Source organism: Streptomyces sp. NPDC046925, assembly GCF_040644915.1.
Taxonomy (GTDB): domain Bacteria; phylum Actinomycetota; class Actinomycetes; order Streptomycetales; family Streptomycetaceae; genus Streptomyces.
The window spans coordinates 1,134,160-1,149,937 of the sequence record NZ_JBEYWZ010000002.1 but is presented as its reverse complement, the minus strand read 5'-3'; the positions used below and the strand labels follow the sequence as shown (position 1 = coordinate 1,149,937).

The 15,778-nt window shown below is 67.3% G+C and carries 30 protein-coding genes; all 30 read left to right on the top strand.

Annotated features, from left to right (window positions below):
• Nucleotides 1–44 precede the first annotated feature (44 nt).
• Entirely contained in the window at nucleotides 45–449 is a 405-nt protein-coding gene (locus ABZ906_RS11585; RefSeq protein ID WP_361380579.1) for an SsgA family sporulation/cell division regulator, read from the top strand.
• On the top strand, nucleotides 449–697 hold the full coding sequence (locus ABZ906_RS11580) for a hypothetical protein (RefSeq protein ID WP_361380576.1): 249 nt from the start codon (nucleotides 449–451) through the stop codon (nucleotides 695–697). The genes ABZ906_RS11585 and ABZ906_RS11580 overlap by 1 nt, the downstream gene beginning before the upstream one ends.
• Nucleotides 694–930 carry a hypothetical protein gene (locus tag ABZ906_RS11575; protein WP_361380573.1) on the top strand — a complete coding sequence of 79 codons (237 nt, stop codon included), beginning with the start codon at nucleotides 694–696 and terminating at the stop codon, nucleotides 928–930. Before ABZ906_RS11580 ends, ABZ906_RS11575 begins: the two co-directional genes overlap by 4 nt.
• Nucleotides 927–1,154, top strand: coding sequence for a hypothetical protein (locus tag ABZ906_RS11570; RefSeq protein WP_361380570.1), 228 nt, complete (start codon nucleotides 927–929; stop codon nucleotides 1,152–1,154). Before ABZ906_RS11575 ends, ABZ906_RS11570 begins: the two co-directional genes overlap by 4 nt.
• Nucleotides 1,151–2,296 (top strand): hypothetical protein, encoded by a 1,146-nt coding sequence (locus ABZ906_RS11565; protein ID WP_361380567.1) that lies wholly within the window; start codon nucleotides 1,151–1,153, stop codon nucleotides 2,294–2,296. The genes ABZ906_RS11570 and ABZ906_RS11565 overlap by 4 nt, the downstream gene beginning before the upstream one ends.
• Nucleotides 2,289–2,471, top strand: a complete 183-nt coding sequence (locus tag ABZ906_RS11560) for a hypothetical protein (RefSeq protein ID WP_361380564.1) — start codon at nucleotides 2,289–2,291, stop codon at nucleotides 2,469–2,471. The genes ABZ906_RS11565 and ABZ906_RS11560 overlap by 8 nt, the downstream gene beginning before the upstream one ends.
• Nucleotides 2,458–2,769 carry a hypothetical protein gene (locus tag ABZ906_RS11555; protein WP_361380561.1) on the top strand — a complete coding sequence of 104 codons (312 nt, stop codon included), beginning with the start codon at nucleotides 2,458–2,460 and terminating at the stop codon, nucleotides 2,767–2,769. Before ABZ906_RS11560 ends, ABZ906_RS11555 begins: the two co-directional genes overlap by 14 nt.
• Nucleotides 2,770–3,006: 237 nt before the next feature.
• Nucleotides 3,007–3,306 carry a hypothetical protein gene (locus tag ABZ906_RS11550; protein ID WP_361380558.1) on the top strand — a complete coding sequence of 100 codons (300 nt, stop codon included), beginning with the start codon at nucleotides 3,007–3,009 and terminating at the stop codon, nucleotides 3,304–3,306.
• Entirely contained in the window at nucleotides 3,306–3,491 is a 186-nt protein-coding gene (locus ABZ906_RS11545; protein WP_361380555.1) for a hypothetical protein, read from the top strand. The genes ABZ906_RS11550 and ABZ906_RS11545 overlap by 1 nt, the downstream gene beginning before the upstream one ends.
• Nucleotides 3,488–3,673 carry a hypothetical protein gene (locus tag ABZ906_RS11540; RefSeq protein ID WP_361380551.1) on the top strand — a complete coding sequence of 62 codons (186 nt, stop codon included), beginning with the start codon at nucleotides 3,488–3,490 and terminating at the stop codon, nucleotides 3,671–3,673. Before ABZ906_RS11545 ends, ABZ906_RS11540 begins: the two co-directional genes overlap by 4 nt.
• Nucleotides 3,674–3,680: 7 nt before the next feature.
• The gene (locus ABZ906_RS11535) at nucleotides 3,681–3,890 is read left to right on the top strand and encodes a hypothetical protein (protein WP_361380548.1); all 210 of its coding nucleotides are present in this window, start codon (nucleotides 3,681–3,683) and stop codon (nucleotides 3,888–3,890) included.
• A complete protein-coding gene (locus ABZ906_RS11530; RefSeq protein ID WP_361380545.1) occupies nucleotides 3,890–4,063 on the top strand; it encodes a FeoB-associated Cys-rich membrane protein in 174 nt (57 codons plus the stop codon). The genes ABZ906_RS11535 and ABZ906_RS11530 overlap by 1 nt, the downstream gene beginning before the upstream one ends.
• Nucleotides 4,056–4,418 carry a hypothetical protein gene (locus ABZ906_RS11525; protein WP_361380542.1) on the top strand — a complete coding sequence of 121 codons (363 nt, stop codon included), beginning with the start codon at nucleotides 4,056–4,058 and terminating at the stop codon, nucleotides 4,416–4,418. The genes ABZ906_RS11530 and ABZ906_RS11525 overlap by 8 nt, the downstream gene beginning before the upstream one ends.
• Nucleotides 4,411–5,148 carry a hypothetical protein gene (locus tag ABZ906_RS11520; protein ID WP_361380539.1) on the top strand — a complete coding sequence of 246 codons (738 nt, stop codon included), beginning with the start codon at nucleotides 4,411–4,413 and terminating at the stop codon, nucleotides 5,146–5,148. The genes ABZ906_RS11525 and ABZ906_RS11520 overlap by 8 nt, the downstream gene beginning before the upstream one ends.
• A gap of 2 nt (nucleotides 5,149–5,150) precedes the next feature.
• The gene (locus ABZ906_RS11515) at nucleotides 5,151–5,321 is read left to right on the top strand and encodes a hypothetical protein (RefSeq protein WP_361380536.1); all 171 of its coding nucleotides are present in this window, start codon (nucleotides 5,151–5,153) and stop codon (nucleotides 5,319–5,321) included.
• Nucleotides 5,322–5,324: 3 nt separating this feature from the next.
• Nucleotides 5,325–5,978 (top strand): DUF433 domain-containing protein, encoded by a 654-nt coding sequence (locus ABZ906_RS11510; protein ID WP_361380533.1) that lies wholly within the window; start codon nucleotides 5,325–5,327, stop codon nucleotides 5,976–5,978.
• Nucleotides 5,979–6,011: 33 nt separating this feature from the next.
• Entirely contained in the window at nucleotides 6,012–7,379 is a 1,368-nt protein-coding gene (locus tag ABZ906_RS11505; protein WP_361380530.1) for an AAA family ATPase, read from the top strand.
• A 788-nt stretch (nucleotides 7,380–8,167) separates the two neighbouring features.
• A complete protein-coding gene (locus ABZ906_RS11500; RefSeq protein WP_361380527.1) occupies nucleotides 8,168–8,323 on the top strand; it encodes a hypothetical protein in 156 nt (51 codons plus the stop codon).
• A complete protein-coding gene (locus ABZ906_RS11495) occupies nucleotides 8,310–9,044 on the top strand; it encodes a hypothetical protein (RefSeq protein WP_361380524.1) in 735 nt (244 codons plus the stop codon). The genes ABZ906_RS11500 and ABZ906_RS11495 overlap by 14 nt, the downstream gene beginning before the upstream one ends.
• Entirely contained in the window at nucleotides 9,044–9,301 is a 258-nt protein-coding gene (locus ABZ906_RS11490) for a hypothetical protein (protein ID WP_361380521.1), read from the top strand. Before ABZ906_RS11495 ends, ABZ906_RS11490 begins: the two co-directional genes overlap by 1 nt.
• Nucleotides 9,298–9,834, top strand: a complete 537-nt coding sequence (locus ABZ906_RS11485) for a GIY-YIG nuclease family protein (protein WP_361380518.1) — start codon at nucleotides 9,298–9,300, stop codon at nucleotides 9,832–9,834. The genes ABZ906_RS11490 and ABZ906_RS11485 overlap by 4 nt, the downstream gene beginning before the upstream one ends.
• Nucleotides 9,835–10,375: 541 nt before the next feature.
• The gene (locus ABZ906_RS11480) at nucleotides 10,376–11,476 is read left to right on the top strand and encodes a transglycosylase family protein (protein WP_361380515.1); all 1,101 of its coding nucleotides are present in this window, start codon (nucleotides 10,376–10,378) and stop codon (nucleotides 11,474–11,476) included.
• Nucleotides 11,477–11,659: 183 nt separating this feature from the next.
• Nucleotides 11,660–11,845, top strand: coding sequence for a hypothetical protein (locus ABZ906_RS11475; protein ID WP_361380512.1), 186 nt, complete (start codon nucleotides 11,660–11,662; stop codon nucleotides 11,843–11,845).
• Between the two features lie 526 nt (nucleotides 11,846–12,371).
• Complete coding sequence (locus tag ABZ906_RS11470; RefSeq protein ID WP_361380509.1) at nucleotides 12,372–12,650, top strand: hypothetical protein; 279 nt, start codon at nucleotides 12,372–12,374, stop codon at nucleotides 12,648–12,650.
• Nucleotides 12,647–13,120, top strand: a complete 474-nt coding sequence (locus tag ABZ906_RS11465; protein ID WP_361380506.1) for a hypothetical protein — start codon at nucleotides 12,647–12,649, stop codon at nucleotides 13,118–13,120. The genes ABZ906_RS11470 and ABZ906_RS11465 overlap by 4 nt, the downstream gene beginning before the upstream one ends.
• Before the next feature lie 24 nt (nucleotides 13,121–13,144).
• On the top strand, nucleotides 13,145–13,561 hold the full coding sequence (locus ABZ906_RS11460) for a hypothetical protein (protein WP_361380503.1): 417 nt from the start codon (nucleotides 13,145–13,147) through the stop codon (nucleotides 13,559–13,561).
• A 495-nt stretch (nucleotides 13,562–14,056) separates the two neighbouring features.
• Entirely contained in the window at nucleotides 14,057–14,233 is a 177-nt protein-coding gene (locus ABZ906_RS11455) for an HNH endonuclease (protein WP_361380500.1), read from the top strand.
• Between the two features lie 25 nt (nucleotides 14,234–14,258).
• Nucleotides 14,259–14,984 carry a hypothetical protein gene (locus ABZ906_RS11450; RefSeq protein WP_361380497.1) on the top strand — a complete coding sequence of 242 codons (726 nt, stop codon included), beginning with the start codon at nucleotides 14,259–14,261 and terminating at the stop codon, nucleotides 14,982–14,984.
• A 9-nt stretch (nucleotides 14,985–14,993) separates the two neighbouring features.
• Nucleotides 14,994–15,263, top strand: coding sequence for a hypothetical protein (locus ABZ906_RS11445; RefSeq protein WP_361380494.1), 270 nt, complete (start codon nucleotides 14,994–14,996; stop codon nucleotides 15,261–15,263).
• On the top strand, nucleotides 15,260–15,760 hold the full coding sequence (locus ABZ906_RS11440; RefSeq protein WP_361380491.1) for a hypothetical protein: 501 nt from the start codon (nucleotides 15,260–15,262) through the stop codon (nucleotides 15,758–15,760). The genes ABZ906_RS11445 and ABZ906_RS11440 overlap by 4 nt, the downstream gene beginning before the upstream one ends.
• Nucleotides 15,761–15,778 lie beyond the last annotated feature (18 nt).

Here is a 15,778-nt window from a genome sequence, read left to right as displayed (position 1 = left end):
GCCGGGGCTTTTTCCTGCCCACCCGCAACCCCCGAGGGGGAGAAATGATCATCCAGCCCGTAGCCCTCGAACTGATCCTGGACACCGGCCACCTGACGCCGCTGGCGGCCGAACTGCGCTACAGCCCCGACGACCCGTACGCGGTGACCCTGGACATCACCCGCCCGGACGACACGCACGCCGTGTGGACGTTCGCCCGCGACCTGCTCGCCGACGGCATCAGCGCCGTGGGCACGGTGGGTGAGGGCGACGTCATGGTGCGGCGCCACTCCACTGACGCTGTCACCGTGCACCTGTCCACCCCCGAAGGAACAGCCGACTTCGTCATCGACCCGGAAGCCGTCGCCACGCTGCTGTGCACGAGCTACGTCATGGTGCCCGAAGGCATGGAGCGCGATCACATGGACATGGACGCGGAGCTGGCGCGGGAGTTCGGGGAGGCGGCCTGATGCCCAGGAACACCTTTACGCAGGCCGTCGCCGCAGGGATCAGCCGCACCGACGACGACATAAAGCAGCTGGCCGATATCACTGTCGACCAGCTGATCGCCGCGTGCGACGTGCGCGCACAGTTGTCCACCGCCCTCGCGCTGCTGGACGTCGCGGACGCGATCCGGGGCGTCGGCGGGGCATCGGTCGAGCGGGCCATGGAGCGCATGACGGACGCCGTACGCGACGCGGGGAGGCGGCGGGGGTGAGCGCACGGGACGAGATCCTGGATCTGGTCGCGGCGATCTTGCCGAGCGAGCACGTCGCCCAGTACACGGGCATCTTCGGCCGCAGGCTCGATACCTACCGCGACCAGGTGCGCCGCGAGGCCGCGACCACCGTGCGCCGCACGAAGCTGCGCACGGAACTCAACTACGACGACCGGCGGGTGAACCGCGCGCTGGAACGCGCCGCCGTGAAGATCGAGGAGGGGGAGGGATGAGCATCCGCAGCCTGCTGCAACACGTCGGCATCAAAGTCGGCCCCACGATCCGGGTCAACGGTGAAGTCATCGATCACGAATACCTCTCGACCGGCTGCCTGCACGGGGAGCACGGCTACTGCCAGTACGAGGCGAGGCGGTACGACGGCAGCACCAAGACGCCCGCGCAGTGCAAGTTCTGCGCGGCGCCGTGCGTGTGCGCCTGCCACAAGGAGCAGACATGACCATCCGCGACACCTGGCAGTGGCTCGTCTTCTTCGTCACCGGGCGCGTGCCGGGGCAGGAGCGGCGGGCCGCCGAAGAGTACGACCAGCGGCTGAAGACGCCGCCGAGCAAGGAAGCGGCGGCGTACCTGCGCGAGCGGCTTGCGGCCGGGGACGAGGCGCGTCGCACGGCAGGCACGTGCGGCAGGCCGTACCAGACGATGCATCACGGCATCGCGCGGTGCGTCCGTGAAAGCGGACACCCCGGTGTCCATGAGGGGCCCGCCGACGGCGGCGTCTTCTCCACATGGCCGCGCGACGCCGACCAGCCCGTGCTGCTGTCCGAGGGCAAGCGCGTGGCCGCCCCGGAGGAAGCCGAGGCGCTGGGGCTGACGGGCGGCGCGAGGCGGATGCGTGACCCCCGCCAACCCGCCTACGACGCCGTGTACACATACATCCGCAGCAGCAACCGGGTGCCCGGCGACGTTGTCACCCGCAACGCGATGATCTGGCAAGCAGTGACAGCGGCGCTCGATGCCCTAGGAGCGGGCGGGGACGGGGCGACCGCGTGCCTCCACTACTCCGTGTACTTCGACCGCACTGTGTGCCCGGAGCCCTGCGCCTCGATGCACGACCGGTGCGCCTGGTGCGGGGAGGCAGTAGGCGGATGCCTGAACGAACGGATCGCGGACGGCATCGAGGCCGCGCGGCGCGGCGAAACGCATGACCTGGGCGACTTCACGCAGTACCTCAGCGAGGACCAGGCCCGTGCCACCGACTGCGAGCGCTGCGGCGGGCCGATCGACTGGATCGACTGCCCGACCGGCGGATGGTGGGCGCACCGCCTGCACCCCGCCGACCACCACGACGCAGAACCGCCGCTGCGCGCGCGGTACGTGGTGGCGCTGAAGAGCGAGCTGGACGAAGAGCCCAGGCCCGCTACCGCGGAACGGCTCGCGGACGCCGTAGTAGAGGTCAACGAGGCTGCCGCTCAGCACGACACCGTCCCGGTCCCCAGGGCCGCGCTGGAACGCCTCGTACAGGTCGCCCGGCACGTCGCGGCCAGCGAGCCCTACCCGGACCCCGTGCCTGCCCGTGGCGCCCTCGCAGACCTGTACCGGGCGCGGCTGATCGACCAGTTGGGGGAGGACGGCGATGGATGAAGTGCGGCAGATCGTCGTGCACCCCGCGGCGTGGGATGCGCTCGAAGCGTGGCTCAGGTCGCGCGGCCTCGTGCTGGTCAACATCGACGCCCTTCTGAGCGGCGACGACATCCCGACGTACGTCATGCAGCTCGCACGTCCCGGACGAGAGGACAACGGCCATGCCCCGAGATGAGTACGAAGAGGTGCCCGCGATCAAGGCGGGCAAGCGGTGCGGCGTCCAGTGGGCGCCCTGGATGGACGACTGGTTCACCTCCTGGTCGCCGCGCAACAGCAACAACAACGCCGAAGGGCCGTGGGACCACTGGGTGGACCTGGCCGTGAAGATCCTTGCCGACCCGATGACCGCGATCGTGCGGCCCGAGGCGCACGCGGTGGCCGTGACGCTCGATCAGCACGACTTCTACGACGAACCGCAGCGCGAGCTGACCGAGGCGGAACTGAGCGCACGTTTCCCGGAAGGAGGCAGCTGATGCGCCGCATGGGCACTTCACCGCAGCAGCGCGGCAGCGCCTCCGGGCAGTCGTGTCCGGACGTCATCGAGCTGGACGACGGCAGCTTTCTCGTGATCGGCCGGCTCACCGACCCGGCGGACATCGCGGGGCTGGACGACCTGGGCGCGTCGGTGGGCGATGGCGAAGAGGCCGTCATCGTGCCCGGCGACGTCATGCGGGCGGCAGCCCGGGATGTCACGGGCAGGGAGGGCGGGGATGAGCCGCCGCTACCGCGTCGACTGCCTCAACCCCGCATGCAGGTGGGTCGGCTACCGGATCAACGCGTACGAGTGCGAGTGCTACGACTACGTGTGCCGCGCCGAAGCGCCCGGCAGCGGCTGCCCCAACGGCGCGAACCTCTTCGCCAACTGCCCGCACTGCAAGAGCGACTGGGAGCCGGACCACCGCGACCTGTTCGCGTCCTACCTCGCGGTGCGCAAGGTCTGGTCACGGCAGGAAATCCGCCAGTTCCACGCGGGCAGGGCGAAGCTGCAACGAGAGAGGAAGGACCAGTAATGGGCACCGGCAACACGACCCCGCCGGACCGCTTCACGCCGGAACTCGAAGCGATGATCGCGGTCATGTCGGGGGACCTTCAGAGCGCGCGGCAGTGGCTCGCGCGGCTGTCCGCCCAGGAGCGCGAGGCGCTGCGTGTGCATCTGGCCACGCTGGACGGGCTGCTGGCGGGGATGGGCGGATGACTGATCACAAGAACCTGGCGGCCCCGCACGGCTGGGCGCGCAAGGGCTGGCGGCTGTGGCTCTGCCGCCACTGCTACGCCCCGAAAGCCCTGCACCCGCGCACGGGGTGGGTTGTGGCCCGCCACGCGCACATCAACACCTACCTGGGCGCGGACGCGCCGCACTTCAAGGAGGGGTGGTGACGGACGGATGACGACGACAACCGACATCGCCCGCCGCCACGGTTACGACGGCCCCACCGGGTGCCAGGACTGCGGCACCACCCGCAGCGTCCACTTCGGCAGCTGGTTCGACCCGAAGACCAAGAAGAGCGGCGACTTCCTCCTGTGCTGCGCCTGCGGTATCGCCGCAGGCGACCTTCCGGCTGATCACGCCGACTGCCCGAAAGAGGGGGAGTGATGAGCTGGTACACCGAGATCTTCCGCAACCAGGAGATGCGCCAAGTCGACCCGTTCGGCTACGGCGTGGGCCTGGCGCTCGGCTACGTGATCATCCCCGCCCTGCTGGTCGCCATAGCGGTGGTCATCGTCTGGAGTCTGGTCAAGAGCCGGAAGGAGAAGCGAGATGTGTGACTGCGACTGCGAGCTGCCCAAGCGTGAGCGCTGGGAGCAGATCCGGCGCGAGCACGCCCATGAGCTGGCGACGAAGCAGAAGGCGTACTTCGGCGACGTCACCGCCCAGGGCAACGACGGCAACTGGTACAGCGTTTCCGGCTGGATCGACCCTCAGGTGAACGACGCGGAGCCGGACCCGACTGCTGACGGCTGGGCCGCACGCATCCGTGCAGCGATCGAGGACGCCGAAGAGGCGGGCCTCACCGTGTTCTGGGTCGCAGGCCGCGACGTGCGCCTGTACGTCGTGCCGCCGGACGGCGACCTGCCGGACGCCGTACTCGCCTGGCCGATCAAGGAGAGGACCGATGACTGACCGACCCGAAGGCCCCTGCCCCAAGTGCAGGAAGTCGATCCCCCTGGTTGAGCGCCAGGGGGATCTTGTTTTGCGTGACCACCACGTCGTCACGTCCGCCCAGGGGTACGACGTGGCGCTGTGCCCCGGCTCCCAGGAGGCGCCCGCCGACACGCTGGACGACGGCAGGGACTGGGCATGGCAGCGCAAGGCGGCTGCGCGGAAGGCCGTCCGCCCGCAGGCCGCCCAGGAAGCCATGGAACGCCTGACCACGTCGGTGTACAGCACCCGTGACGCGATGCGCGTCGTGAGGCAGGGAGTGAGCCAGCTCAGTCCCGCGGACCCGGTGACCGTCGTCCTGAGGGCCGTCCAGCAGGCGTACGCGGACGAAGCAGGGCCGCAGGAAGCAGGCGTGAACATCGACGTGAGGCTCGATCAGGACAACGCGAGCTTCCTTGAGGACGGACCGCTGACGCTCTATGTGCGCATCCCGTACCGCTCCGAGCGCCTGAGCTTCGCCCTGGCCGTGGACCCCCAGGTGACGGACAACCCGATCTTGTGCGACGCGCTGGCACGCGAAGCGGCTGACACGGTGCGCAGGGCGCTACGCGAGCAGGTCGCAACCCGCTGCGCGTCCCGCTACACCAGGCCATTCGGAATCCGGCACGACTGCGATCAGCGCGGGGAGCACGCCGTGCACACCTGCGGCCTGTGCCCCGCCCAGTGGGACGACGACGGACAGGAAACATGACCATGGACCAGACAGGCGAAGGCCGCTGCCCGCGCTGCGCCCGCGGGGTGACGCTGCTGCGCACCCGGCGCGGGGTGGTGCTGGACGAGCACGAGGCGGCGCCGTTCTCGTGCGACCGGCGGCTGCGCATCCGGTGCCCCGGCTCGTGGCGCCCCGCGCGCACGGAGGACTGAGCCGTGGGACCGCCGCGGCGGACCCTGTGCGGGGCCGGCGAGCACGATCTGAGGAACCCGGACAACGTCGGCACCTACAAGCGGCGCGGGCGGGCCGACACGCATTTCTGCCTGCCCTGCAACCGGCGGCGCGGCGCCGAGCGCAGGCGGCGCGAACGTGCACAGCTGCCGCCCCTGGTACCGCTGACCCGCAGACCGCCGCGCGGCGGCGCGCTGTCCGTGCTCCAGGCGATCGCCGACGGGATGAGCGTCACGGAGATCTGCGAGCGCTATCCGGGGCTGTCCCCCGACGGCGTACGCGAATGCCTGCGCCGCCAGCGGCGGCGCTACGGAGCCGGGACCACGGCCGCGGCGGTGGGGTGCGGGCTCGCGGCCGGGGACATCTGCCCGGCGCGCGGCGCGCAGCCCTTCCCCGAGCCGTGCGAGGCCGTACAGCGCCACGTGCGCTCGCTGCTGCGGCTGCTGCGCGGCGAGCGCCGTCCCATGAGCCCGCGGCGCGCCCAGGCGATGCTGGACGACCTGTACGCCTTCAGCGAGCCGCACGCGGTGAGCGTGCTGTGGCGGGTGCGGCTCATCACCGCGGATGACGTTGTGCAATTCACGAAGAAGGAGAGCGACATGACCAGAGAAATGCAGCCCGTTTCCGCTACGCGATGACGACCAGTACAGCGAGAAAGAAGGCGCGTGCCCGTGACGGAGACCAGCGACCAGAACGGGCATGCAGCGATTGCAGCGGAAGAGGCACGGGCGCGTATAGCAAGCGCGCTCGCGCCATCCCTGGCGACGGCCTACCTGGACGCTGAACCGCCACTGCGGGAAGTCATATTCAAGCTGCTGGGCGGAGAGGCGAGCGGCCTTCCCTACGTGGACGTCGAGCACGTTTCCGCGATCCGGGAAGAGCACCAGGCGCGCGATCACCTCAAGCGCGTCACCGAAAGCGAACTGATCCGCCGAAGAGCGGGAATCGCCGCCCAGAAAGTGATCGATGCCGAGCAGGCCGGCGACATTGCCGCACGGATCAGCGAGAACCTTTATACGGCAGCCCAGCTCGATGACATCCCGCCCGTCGAGTACCTGGCGCCCTCGCTGCTCGCCAAGGATTCGCTGGCGTGGCTGTACGGCGATCCGGGCTGCTTCAAGAGCTTCGCCGCGCTCGACATCGCCGCTTCGGTGGCGCTGGGGGCAGGCATCAGCTGGGCAGGCATACCGACCACGCAGGTACCGGTCCTCTACGTCGCCGCGGAAGGCTCGGGGGGCATGCGCAAGCGCGTGCGCGCCTGGGAGGCGATGGCGGGCCGGGCGCTGGGCGACCGGATCACGTTCCTGACGACCGGGCCGAACATCACGGAGGAGTCGCATCTCAATGCGGTCCTTGAGGTGTGCAGAAACGTACAGCCCGGCCTGATCGTCATCGACACGCAGTCCAGGGTGACGCCGGGGCTGGAAGAGAACGGCTCCGTGATGACCCTGTACGTCCAGGCCGTCGACCGCATCCGCCAGGAGACCGGCGGGTGCGTGCTGACCTTGCATCACACCACCAAGGGCACCGAAGTCCTGCGCGGCCACGGCTCGCTCTACGGTGCGGCTGACACCGTGTTGTTCATGAGCCGCACGGCCAGCGAAGAGCGGTACGCCAAGATCCAGATCAAGAAGCAGAAAGACGATGACGACTCACTGTTCTGGAACGTTGGCCTGCGGGTTCAGCATTTTTGCGGCCTCCCGGGCGAGGAGGATCACAACGCTCGCGAGTGCAGCTCACTGGTCATAGCCGCGGCTCACTGGTCCGACGTGATCAACGCACAGACGACCGCTTTCGAGAAGGTGCGGCTCATGATTATGGATCTTGAGCCGGACAAAGTCGTCACGAAGCGAAACGTTATGGATCTTACCGGCGTCCCTGATTCCACCGTGAAGCGCTGCCTCAAAACCCTGTGTGAGCAGGGGATTCTCACAAAAACCGGCGCTGGGAACGATGTTGCTTACTTCCGCCCGTCGCTGACGCTTGACGACGCTGCGGCTCACCCGGCTCAGCCCGGCTCACTTACTGAGCCGCACTGAGCTTCCCTGCGGCTCACAGCTCACCCCCCTTAACGGGGTGACTGAGCCGCGGGCTTGAGCCGCGGCAGGAAAGAAGAAGGAGGAAGACCACGGCTACCGGAAACCTCATAGACACAGAGATCAAACTCGCAACCTGCAACCGCTGCGGCGGCATCGTCTTCGCGGCAACGGTCTCGGGACTGGCGACGGCCGCAGACCCCACACCGCTGGACGGAGATCGATACAGGGCCGCGCTGATCGCCGGACTGGCGACGTACGACGTGCTCACCCAGGCGGGCCGCCCCTGGCATCTGAGGCGTCGCACCGCTTCGGTGTCCGCGACGCCGTGCGCCATCGTGGCGGCCCATGCCTGCGGGGCTCTCGGACTGGACGCCACGAGGGTCACGGAGCTGGCCGCGGACCCTCCCCGAGCCCGTGTGAGCGCTACTGGGCGCCGGGAGTCCCCCTGTGCCTCCGTGACGGCTCTCACGGGCAACCGGAGCCCCGCTCCTGCGAGCGTTGCGACGTCCCGCCCTTCTGATCACAGCTGGACGTCACGGCCGCTGCGGTGCGCTACCTGCCGGAATCTGATCCTCGATCAGGAACCGCACTGGGCGATCGAGTACGACACCCACCGCTGGGCGGTCCACGACGTCTGCCCGTGACGGCCCCGTGCGGCCGTCACCGTTCGCTTCTGGCGGCCTGTGAGCCCTTCCCGGCTCCCGGAGTCCGCCCGGCCCCTGCAAGGCGCTCAGGCGCCCTCAGGGGCTTTCTTGCGTCCTCATGATCCATCACGTGAGAGGCAAATCATGATCGACATAGCCAGGCTGGCCGCGTATCTGCACCGCGAGAGGCACCCTGGGGGCCAGGTGCCGCCCCTGACGGATTGCCCGTTCCATGACCGCGCCGTCCTGACCGAGCGGGCGCGCCGGCTCGCCGTGTGGCTCGCCCGTGACCCCCGCTGAGCACGTCGCCGACCTTGTCCGCCAGCTGCTGGACGGATGGGAGGAGCGCATCGAATACCAGGTGATGATCCAGATGCATGCGCCGCTGTGCCAGATCGGCAGAGCGGCCATGACGCCGGGCAGACGCAAGCACTACGTATGCGTGTGTCCGCAGCGGCTCGAAGAACGCGCGAGATCGGCGCTTCAGCCGCCGCTTGTCGACCAGTTGCAGGAAGCCATTTCCGAGCCCGTCGCCAATGGCAGCGGATCGGGGAGCGGCGCCCGCGACAAGCCTCATTCCAACCCGCCCGGAAACGGTGAGGCGCTGGAATTGCTGATGAAGATCCAGGCGACTGCATGGCTTCATCACGGGAAGCTCCGTGCGGAGCTTTACCCGGACCACGTTCACGCTCCGCGCATTACCGCTCCTGCCGTGCTGCGGCAGATAGCGGACTGGTCCGCGATGGCCTCTGACGGGACGCTCGAATGCGGTTATTCGCTCGTGGTGGACGTGAAAGAGGATCTGCGCAAGCTGGTCAAGACGGCGCGGATCATCCTCGAATACGACTCGCCGCAGCGGATGCTGGAAGAAACCGTGTGCGGCAACTGCTCAGGTGCGTTGATCGTGGCTGAGGATGCGTCATCTGATGTGCGATGTATCGGGGCGCCGGATGCACCGGGGTGCGGTCAGAGGTACTTCAGGTGGGATTGGATCAACCTGTTGGAAGGAGAGGGTGCGTAGTGGAACTCATGCACGTGGCAGAGGACGACACGCCGATGCGTGATGGCTATGTGTACAGCGCTCAGGGTGTCGGTGTGCGCAAGGATCTCGTGCACGCCGTGCTGGATGCGTGGGCGCGAGTCAGTCCGACCGGTGACCCTTCGCTGACGCTCCGTTCGGTCGGGGACGGCTACATCAACTCCGTCGACAACATCGCGCGACTCGCAGCTGCCGCGGTCGCGGAGGTCATTGCTCGGGAGGGGAGCGAGAGCCCGTGAGTTACGACCAGCGACTGCATCTCTACGGTGCTGACGGTTACGGACGTACCGAATCGTCGCCTGACAGGCCGTTGACCGTGTATGGCAGTCGAGAGGCCATCATGGAGGCCATATACGCCAAGATCGCTGAGGAGCAACGTCCTGAGCGGGAGCGGTTGGAGCGTGAGGCGCAGGAAGAACAGAGGGTCGCTGACGAAGTCGAGAGGTTGCGCGTCGCGGAAGTCTTCGGTCGTTCGTATCCAGAAGGGCACGTTGTCTACTACCTGCGGTTCTGCTGCCGTGTGAAGATCGGCACTACGACCAATCTGACCAAGCGTCTGTACGGCATACCGCATGATGAGCTGTTGGCTGTCGAGCCGGGTGAGGTGGAGCTTGAAAGCCTGCGTCACCGGCAGTTCAACGCCAACCGGATCAAGGGCGAGTGGTTCGACATGACGCAGGAGCTGTTCCAGCACCTTCTTGATCTGCGAGGTGGTCAGCCGTGGACGCACATGCCCGATTCGTGGATACACGGCTCGCCGCCTACTACTTGATCCGGGATCAGCACGCGAGCATGAGTGATCCCCGAATGAAGTCCGCTGTGTGGACCATCTATCGGTGGTGCCGTGACGGCAAGATCAATCGGTACGGCGGTTCCGGCAAACGGCAGGCGCGGTGGGACATAGGTGAAGTGGACCGAGCGATGCGTGAGTATCTGCGCAAGAACGGCGTCCCGCCCTGGGAGCGTCCGAGAGAAGCCAACTTGTTGACAAAGGCAAATCGGTGACCGAGACTACGAACCAGCGGGCACCTCCATGCCCGAGTGTCCCAGGCCGCAGAGTGCCTGATAGAACGTCAGCCCGCCGCGCAGACAGCGTGAGCGGGCGTTTTGCTGCGCCCTGTTCCTCCTGAACCGAGGCGCCCATTCACCACTGTGGCGACGGCCACGGATTCCGGCGGCTCCGCTGTGAGCCGCCTTCTTCATGCCCGCAAACGCGGGTGGTCTGAGCGGGGGCGGACCCGACCCATCGGAGATCTCTTATGGGGCACGACCGCAATAGGCACAGGCGGCCCAAGGCCGTACGCACGAAACGCATGATCGCTTCGACGGCCGCAACATCAGTCGTCGGCGCAGGCGTTGCAGTAGTGGGGACCGGCACGGCAGACGCCGCCCCCGTCAGCGTGTGGGACGCAGTCGCCCGCTGCGAGTCCGGCAATCGCTGGAACATCAACACCGGTAACGGGTACTACGGCGGCCTTCAGTTCAGCGCGTCCACCTGGCGCGCGTACGGCGGCACCCGGTACGCGAGCCGCGCGGATCTGGCCACCAAGGCGCAGCAGATCCAGATAGCCGAGAAGGTGCTCGCCTCTCAGGGCCCCGGTGCGTGGCCCGTGTGCAGCGTCAGAGCCGGGCTCACCCGCGGCGGCGCCAAGCCGTACAAGGCGGCGCCCAAGGTGCAGAAGGCCGTGCCCAAGAAGGCGGCGCCGGCCAAGCCCAAGGCGCAGATCTCGGGCACTGCGGCCAAGGCCGTGGCGTTCGCCCTGGCGCAGCGCGGCAAGCCCTACATCTACGGGGCAACAGGGCCGAACGCGTACGACTGCTCGGGTCTGGTGCAGGCGGCGTGGCGTGCGGCGGGGATCTCCATCCCGCGTACGTCACAGGCGCAGCTGGCCGGGCTGACGCGGGTGTCCCCGTCGCAGGTACGGCCCGGCGACCTGGTGATCTACCGCGGTGGCGGGCACGTGGCGCTGTACATCGGGGGCGGCAAGATCGTAGAGGCATCGAAGCCCGGCACCCCGGTACGCGTCGCACCGTGGCGCACAGGCTGGTATGCGAGTGCGTTCACCGCTGTCGTACGCCCCGGTGGCTCGACACTCGGGGGGCCTGCACCCAAGGCCACCCCCTCCCCGTCGAAGAACCAGGGCGTACCTGCCAAGCCGAGGGCGGCTGCCCCGCAGAAGAGGGCGGCACCGCAGGACAGCAGGGGTGCTCAGCGTGAGGGCGGGCCTGCGAAGAGGGCGCCTGCTGCATGGGGTGGCAAGGCGTACAAGGTCAGGGCAGGTGACTACCTGTCACGCATCGCCGCACAGCACAACGTGCGCGGTGGATGGCAGGCGCTGTACGCAGGCAACCGCAAGGTCATCGGCAGCAACCCGCATCTGATCCACCCCGGCCAGGTGCTGCACCTGGGCTAGCCCTGCCTCGCTTGTGCTACCTGCCCCACCCTGCACCGGCACCGGTGTACCCCCACCCCATGGAGGTGCACCGTGCCGGTGACCAGGTGTGCCGGTCGCAGTGGTGCACGATGGCGTGCTGCTGTCGCGCAGCTCAAGCGCGAGGCACCACCGATCTGTCACCTGTGTGGTCAAGGTATCGACATGGCACTGCACTACCTCGACCCGATGGCATGGCAAGCGGATCACGAGCCGTCCATCGCTGTACTGCTCGCGCGCGGTGATGACCCCGATGACGTGCAGTGGCTCAGGCCCTCGCACCGGTTGTGCAACCAGAAGAAGGGCAACCGCGACGTGCGCCCGCGTGTGGCTGCCTCGAAGCGCTGGTGAATGGATCTCTGCCGCGACCTGTATAGATCTATGCAACTTCCGTGCGCTCAGGCCGTGTTGCGGCGCTGAATAGCGCTATGCAGGGCGGATGCACCGGCGACGAGGGAGGGGGCGAGCGCGATGCGCGCACCCGTGATCGCCGAGCCCGGGTCAACTCGCATAGGGGGGTGGGGGTTTGCTGCAAAGAGATCGCTTGGTGACCCGCTACGCTCCTATCTCCGGGTTAACCCTCTACTGAATTTGCGGACAAAGCCCCAGGTCAGAGCCTTGATCGATTTCAGTTGATCTGACGGAGTGTCAGCGAATGACTGATCGTTAACAAAAGTGCAGGTCAGAGCTTGATCGGTCCATTCTAAGGAGTGGATCATCGTCATGATTCACTTTGCGCTGCAAATGCACAGTGGATCATCCGCAAGATCAACCTGAGAGATCGTCAGCTCCGTGTGATCAACTGATCGTTAGCGGCGTGCGGTCCTGAATGGATTTCTGAATATCGATCTTCTCTATTCATTCAGCGGGGGTGACCATGGCCGCTTCGAATGTGTGGGAGAAGGACCCGGACGCCGTCCTGGACTGGGTATGGGACTGGTCGGACTGGCTCGAACCGGGCGAGACGATCACTGACTCCCTGGTCATCGTGTCGGCAGGGATCACGCTCGACAGCGACGCCCACAGTGCGACGTCTGCCACGGCCTGGCTGTCCGGCGGTACGCCCGGCACTCCCTACACGGCGACCAATCGGATCACGACATCCGCCGGCCGCATCGACGACCGCAGCATCACCGTCCGGGTCAAGAACCGGTGACGCTGTACGTGGTCATCGGCCCGCCCGCCGCAGGTAAAAGTACGTGGGTCAACGACCGCGCGAAGCCCGGTGACATCGTCGTCGACTACGACCGCCTGGCGAACGCCCTGACCTCGATCCATGCCACCCCGCACGGCCACAAGCGCCCCCTGGCCTCTGTCGCCTTCCGCGCTCGTGAGGCTGCCATCAGCGAGGCCCTGCGCCACGTGAAGACGCACGACGTCTACATCATCCATTCGGTGCCGAAGGCGCCCGCGATGGAGCGCTACAGCAAGCACGGCGCGGAGGTCGTCACGCTCGACCCCGGCCGCGATGTCGTCGAAGCGCGCTGCCGCGCCGAGCGTCCCGAGAACTACATGGACGGCGTCAGGCGCTGGTACCGCGAGGCCGCCCGGCTGCGCCCGCGTGACGCGCCCGCCCCGGCGCCTTCGTCCGCGGTGCCCCGCACTGCGGGCTCCCGCTCCTGGTGAACCGACTCTCCGAGAGGAACGCAGATGGCTGTCCAGTTGGCTACCGCCACGCAGAACGCGATGGCCGATGCGGCTGTCGACCTGATCGACGGGGGAGCGGGCGCCGGAACCATCAAGATCTACACGGCTACGCAGCCTGCGAATGCAAATACGGCGGTGTCGAGCCAGACGCTCCTGGCCACCTTCACGCTGGACGATCCCGCTTTCGGGTCCGCGTCGGCAGGCGTGTGCACGCTGGCCGCGGTCCCCCTGTCGACGACGGGCGTCGCGGCCGGGACCGCAGCGTGGTTCCGCTGCGCGAGCAGCACGCCGGGCACTGTCTTCGACGGCAGCGTCACGGCGACGGGCGGCGGCGGGCAGTTGCAACTTAACACCACCACAATCTCGAACGGCGTCTCGGTAGAAATTACGTCAGGGACCTTCACGATGCCTGCAAGTTGATCTGGCATATGGGCAGTTCAGGGCCATCTGTAAGCTGACGTGACGTCAAAGGCGTCGTAGAATTTAGAGATGAAGACGCCTTGCACCATTGATGGGTGCGACCGCCCTAAGGTCGCGCGTGGCTACTGCTCGACTCACTATGGAGCCGCCAAGAAGCGTGGCGAGTTCGGCGGCCCTTTGTGTAAAGAGCCCGACTGCGGTCGCCCCGTCTACGGCCGAGGCTGGTGCAACCCGCACTGGCAGAACTGGCACTACTCCACCACCAAGGGCAACGCTCTTGATCCTTCGCGCCCAGTTTGCAGTGTCGAAGGCTGCGAGAGGTCCGTTCGGAATAGGACTTGGTGCTCCACGCACTATTCCCGCTGGTACCGGACTGGAGATCCAGGGGTAGCCGAGATCAAAACCCCAGCCGTAGCCGGTGAAGGCTATATAGATGGCTCGGGATACCGCCGCTTCACGCGCGGCGGCAAGGTGGTCATCGAGCACCGTGAGGTCATGGAGAAGGCCATCGGGCGTCCCCTTGAGCCGCACGAAACGGTGCACCACATCAACGGTGACCGCCTGGACAACCGCCTTGAGAATCTTCAGCTTCGTTCGGGCCGTCATGGCAAGGGCATTGTTCACCGCTGCCAAGACTGCGGATCTTCGAATGTGACTGCCGTGGAGCTGTAGTGCATGGGGAGGCGGTGGTCTCCCCATGCCGATTGCATTTCAGAATGCAACGACGGCGACCGTCAATGGTGCCGCCACCGGCACCATCAACGTGCCCGCGGGCACGGTCAACGGCGACATGCTGGTGCTGGGCGTCTGCGTCGCTGAGTCGGTCGGCGTGGACCCCACGGTCACCGGTTTCACGCAGAAGGCCACCGCCGACGGCGGCGGCACGGAGGACAACACGGTCGTCCTGTTCTGGCGGCGCGCGTCGTCCGAGCCCGCCTCGTACACCGTCACCCTGGACGCCAGCTTCGGCGACTACGCCGCGATCGCGATGCTCCGCTATACCGGCGTGATCAGTTCCGGCGACCCGTTCCGCACGTCCGGCAGCGTCTTCCGCTCCACTCGCGGCACCCCCCAGACGAGTGTGGCACTGACCGGCGTACAAGCCTCTGACCTGGCACTTCATATGGCCGGTGTCGTCATGGGCACGTGGAACACCCAGTCGTTCGACCTGGCGGGCCCCGGCGGCTCGTGGGTGGAGCGCGGCGAGGTCTACATGACCACGAACAGCACCGCCAAGCCCGCCGTGATCTTCGTCGAGCAGTTGGGCACCGGCAGCGCACCGACGCTCACCGCGACCGGCACCGCGTCTGCCTCGAACATCATCTGGTGCTTCGCGGCCGGGGCGTTGATGGAAGAGCCTGCGGCGGTCGCCGCTCCCCCTCTCGTTCACAGCACGGCGGTGCGTCGTGCCTCTACCTGGTGAGGTGACGACGTGGCAGCTCTCGATCCCAACCGCTACCCGCTGATGTGGATGAACGGCGAGAGCGACCGCGTCGCTCTGTACGCCCTGCGCGACATCAGCGCGGGCGACACGATCGACGTGATCCAGCAGTTCACGGTGATCAAGCGTGCCGTCCTCATGGGTACGACGGTGGCGGCAGCGGCCAGCGCTTCGATCTCTGGCACTACGGTCACCATCCCGGCGGGAGCGAACCGCGACGGTGCATATCTGCTGGTCTACGGCGTGGCCGGTGTCGCGTGAGTCTGTACGTCGCCTACAACTGCGCGATCGACGCGACGACTGGCGTGATGGCGGGCACCAGTTACGCCGCGAACGCCAAGGTGGCGATCCAGCTCGCCACACCGTCAACGATCAGCATCCGCATCGTCGAGTGGGGCGTGTCCTTCAGCGGCACGGCGGCTGGCTCGCCTGCCGTGTGCACGCTCGCGCAGGCCAGTGCCGCGACGACCTCGATGACCGCGCACAGCACGTCCACCGTGATGCCCATCGGCGACAACGCGAAGGCCAGCTCGCTCACCATGGGCACCGGGTCCACGGCGTACGGCGCGGTGGCCATCACCACGAACACCACCGAGCGGCAGTTCGCGGGCGCCCTGGTCGGCCCCATGACGCAGTACGAGAAGCAGTGGCCGCTCGGTCGCGAGCCGGTGGTCAGCCCGTCGAAGTACTGCCAGCTGCGCATCAATACGGCGGCGACCCTGACCGCCATCGCCTACATCGTCTTCGAGGAATGCTGATCCACTAGGGCGGTGAGG

Excerpts from the sequence above, each read along its gene's own strand:
- ABZ906_RS11540 (WP_361380551.1), top strand. The coding sequence starts at position 3,488 with ATGACTGATCACAAGAACCTGGCGGCCCCGCACGGCTGGGCGCGCAAG.
- ABZ906_RS11530 (WP_361380545.1), top strand. The coding sequence starts at position 3,890 with ATGAGCTGGTACACCGAGATCTTCCGCAACCAGGAGATGCGCCAAGTC.
- ABZ906_RS11580 (WP_361380576.1), top strand. The coding sequence starts at position 449 with ATGCCCAGGAACACCTTTACGCAGGCCGTCGCCGCAGGGATCAGCCGC.
- ABZ906_RS11475 (WP_361380512.1), top strand. The coding sequence starts at position 11,660 with ATGGCACTGCACTACCTCGACCCGATGGCATGGCAAGCGGATCACGAG.
- ABZ906_RS11480 (WP_361380515.1), top strand. The coding sequence starts at position 10,376 with ATGATCGCTTCGACGGCCGCAACATCAGTCGTCGGCGCAGGCGTTGCA.
- ABZ906_RS11535 (WP_361380548.1), top strand. The coding sequence starts at position 3,681 with ATGACGACGACAACCGACATCGCCCGCCGCCACGGTTACGACGGCCCC.
- ABZ906_RS11525 (WP_361380542.1), top strand. The coding sequence starts at position 4,056 with ATGTGTGACTGCGACTGCGAGCTGCCCAAGCGTGAGCGCTGGGAGCAG.
- ABZ906_RS11500 (WP_361380527.1), top strand. The coding sequence starts at position 8,168 with ATGATCGACATAGCCAGGCTGGCCGCGTATCTGCACCGCGAGAGGCAC.
- ABZ906_RS11470 (WP_361380509.1), top strand. The coding sequence starts at position 12,372 with ATGGCCGCTTCGAATGTGTGGGAGAAGGACCCGGACGCCGTCCTGGAC.
- ABZ906_RS11585 (WP_361380579.1), top strand. The coding sequence starts at position 45 with ATGATCATCCAGCCCGTAGCCCTCGAACTGATCCTGGACACCGGCCAC.
- ABZ906_RS11570 (WP_361380570.1), top strand. The coding sequence starts at position 927 with ATGAGCATCCGCAGCCTGCTGCAACACGTCGGCATCAAAGTCGGCCCC.
- ABZ906_RS11545 (WP_361380555.1), top strand. The coding sequence starts at position 3,306 with ATGGGCACCGGCAACACGACCCCGCCGGACCGCTTCACGCCGGAACTC.
- ABZ906_RS11550 (WP_361380558.1), top strand. The coding sequence starts at position 3,007 with ATGAGCCGCCGCTACCGCGTCGACTGCCTCAACCCCGCATGCAGGTGG.
- ABZ906_RS11515 (WP_361380536.1), top strand. The coding sequence starts at position 5,151 with ATGGACCAGACAGGCGAAGGCCGCTGCCCGCGCTGCGCCCGCGGGGTG.
- ABZ906_RS11455 (WP_361380500.1), top strand. The coding sequence starts at position 14,057 with ATGGAGAAGGCCATCGGGCGTCCCCTTGAGCCGCACGAAACGGTGCAC.
- ABZ906_RS11520 (WP_361380539.1), top strand. The coding sequence starts at position 4,411 with ATGACTGACCGACCCGAAGGCCCCTGCCCCAAGTGCAGGAAGTCGATC.
- ABZ906_RS11560 (WP_361380564.1), top strand. The coding sequence starts at position 2,289 with ATGGATGAAGTGCGGCAGATCGTCGTGCACCCCGCGGCGTGGGATGCG.
- ABZ906_RS11555 (WP_361380561.1), top strand. The coding sequence starts at position 2,458 with ATGCCCCGAGATGAGTACGAAGAGGTGCCCGCGATCAAGGCGGGCAAG.
- ABZ906_RS11460 (WP_361380503.1), top strand. The coding sequence starts at position 13,145 with ATGGCTGTCCAGTTGGCTACCGCCACGCAGAACGCGATGGCCGATGCG.
- ABZ906_RS11565 (WP_361380567.1), top strand. The coding sequence starts at position 1,151 with ATGACCATCCGCGACACCTGGCAGTGGCTCGTCTTCTTCGTCACCGGG.
- ABZ906_RS11450 (WP_361380497.1), top strand. The coding sequence starts at position 14,259 with ATGCCGATTGCATTTCAGAATGCAACGACGGCGACCGTCAATGGTGCC.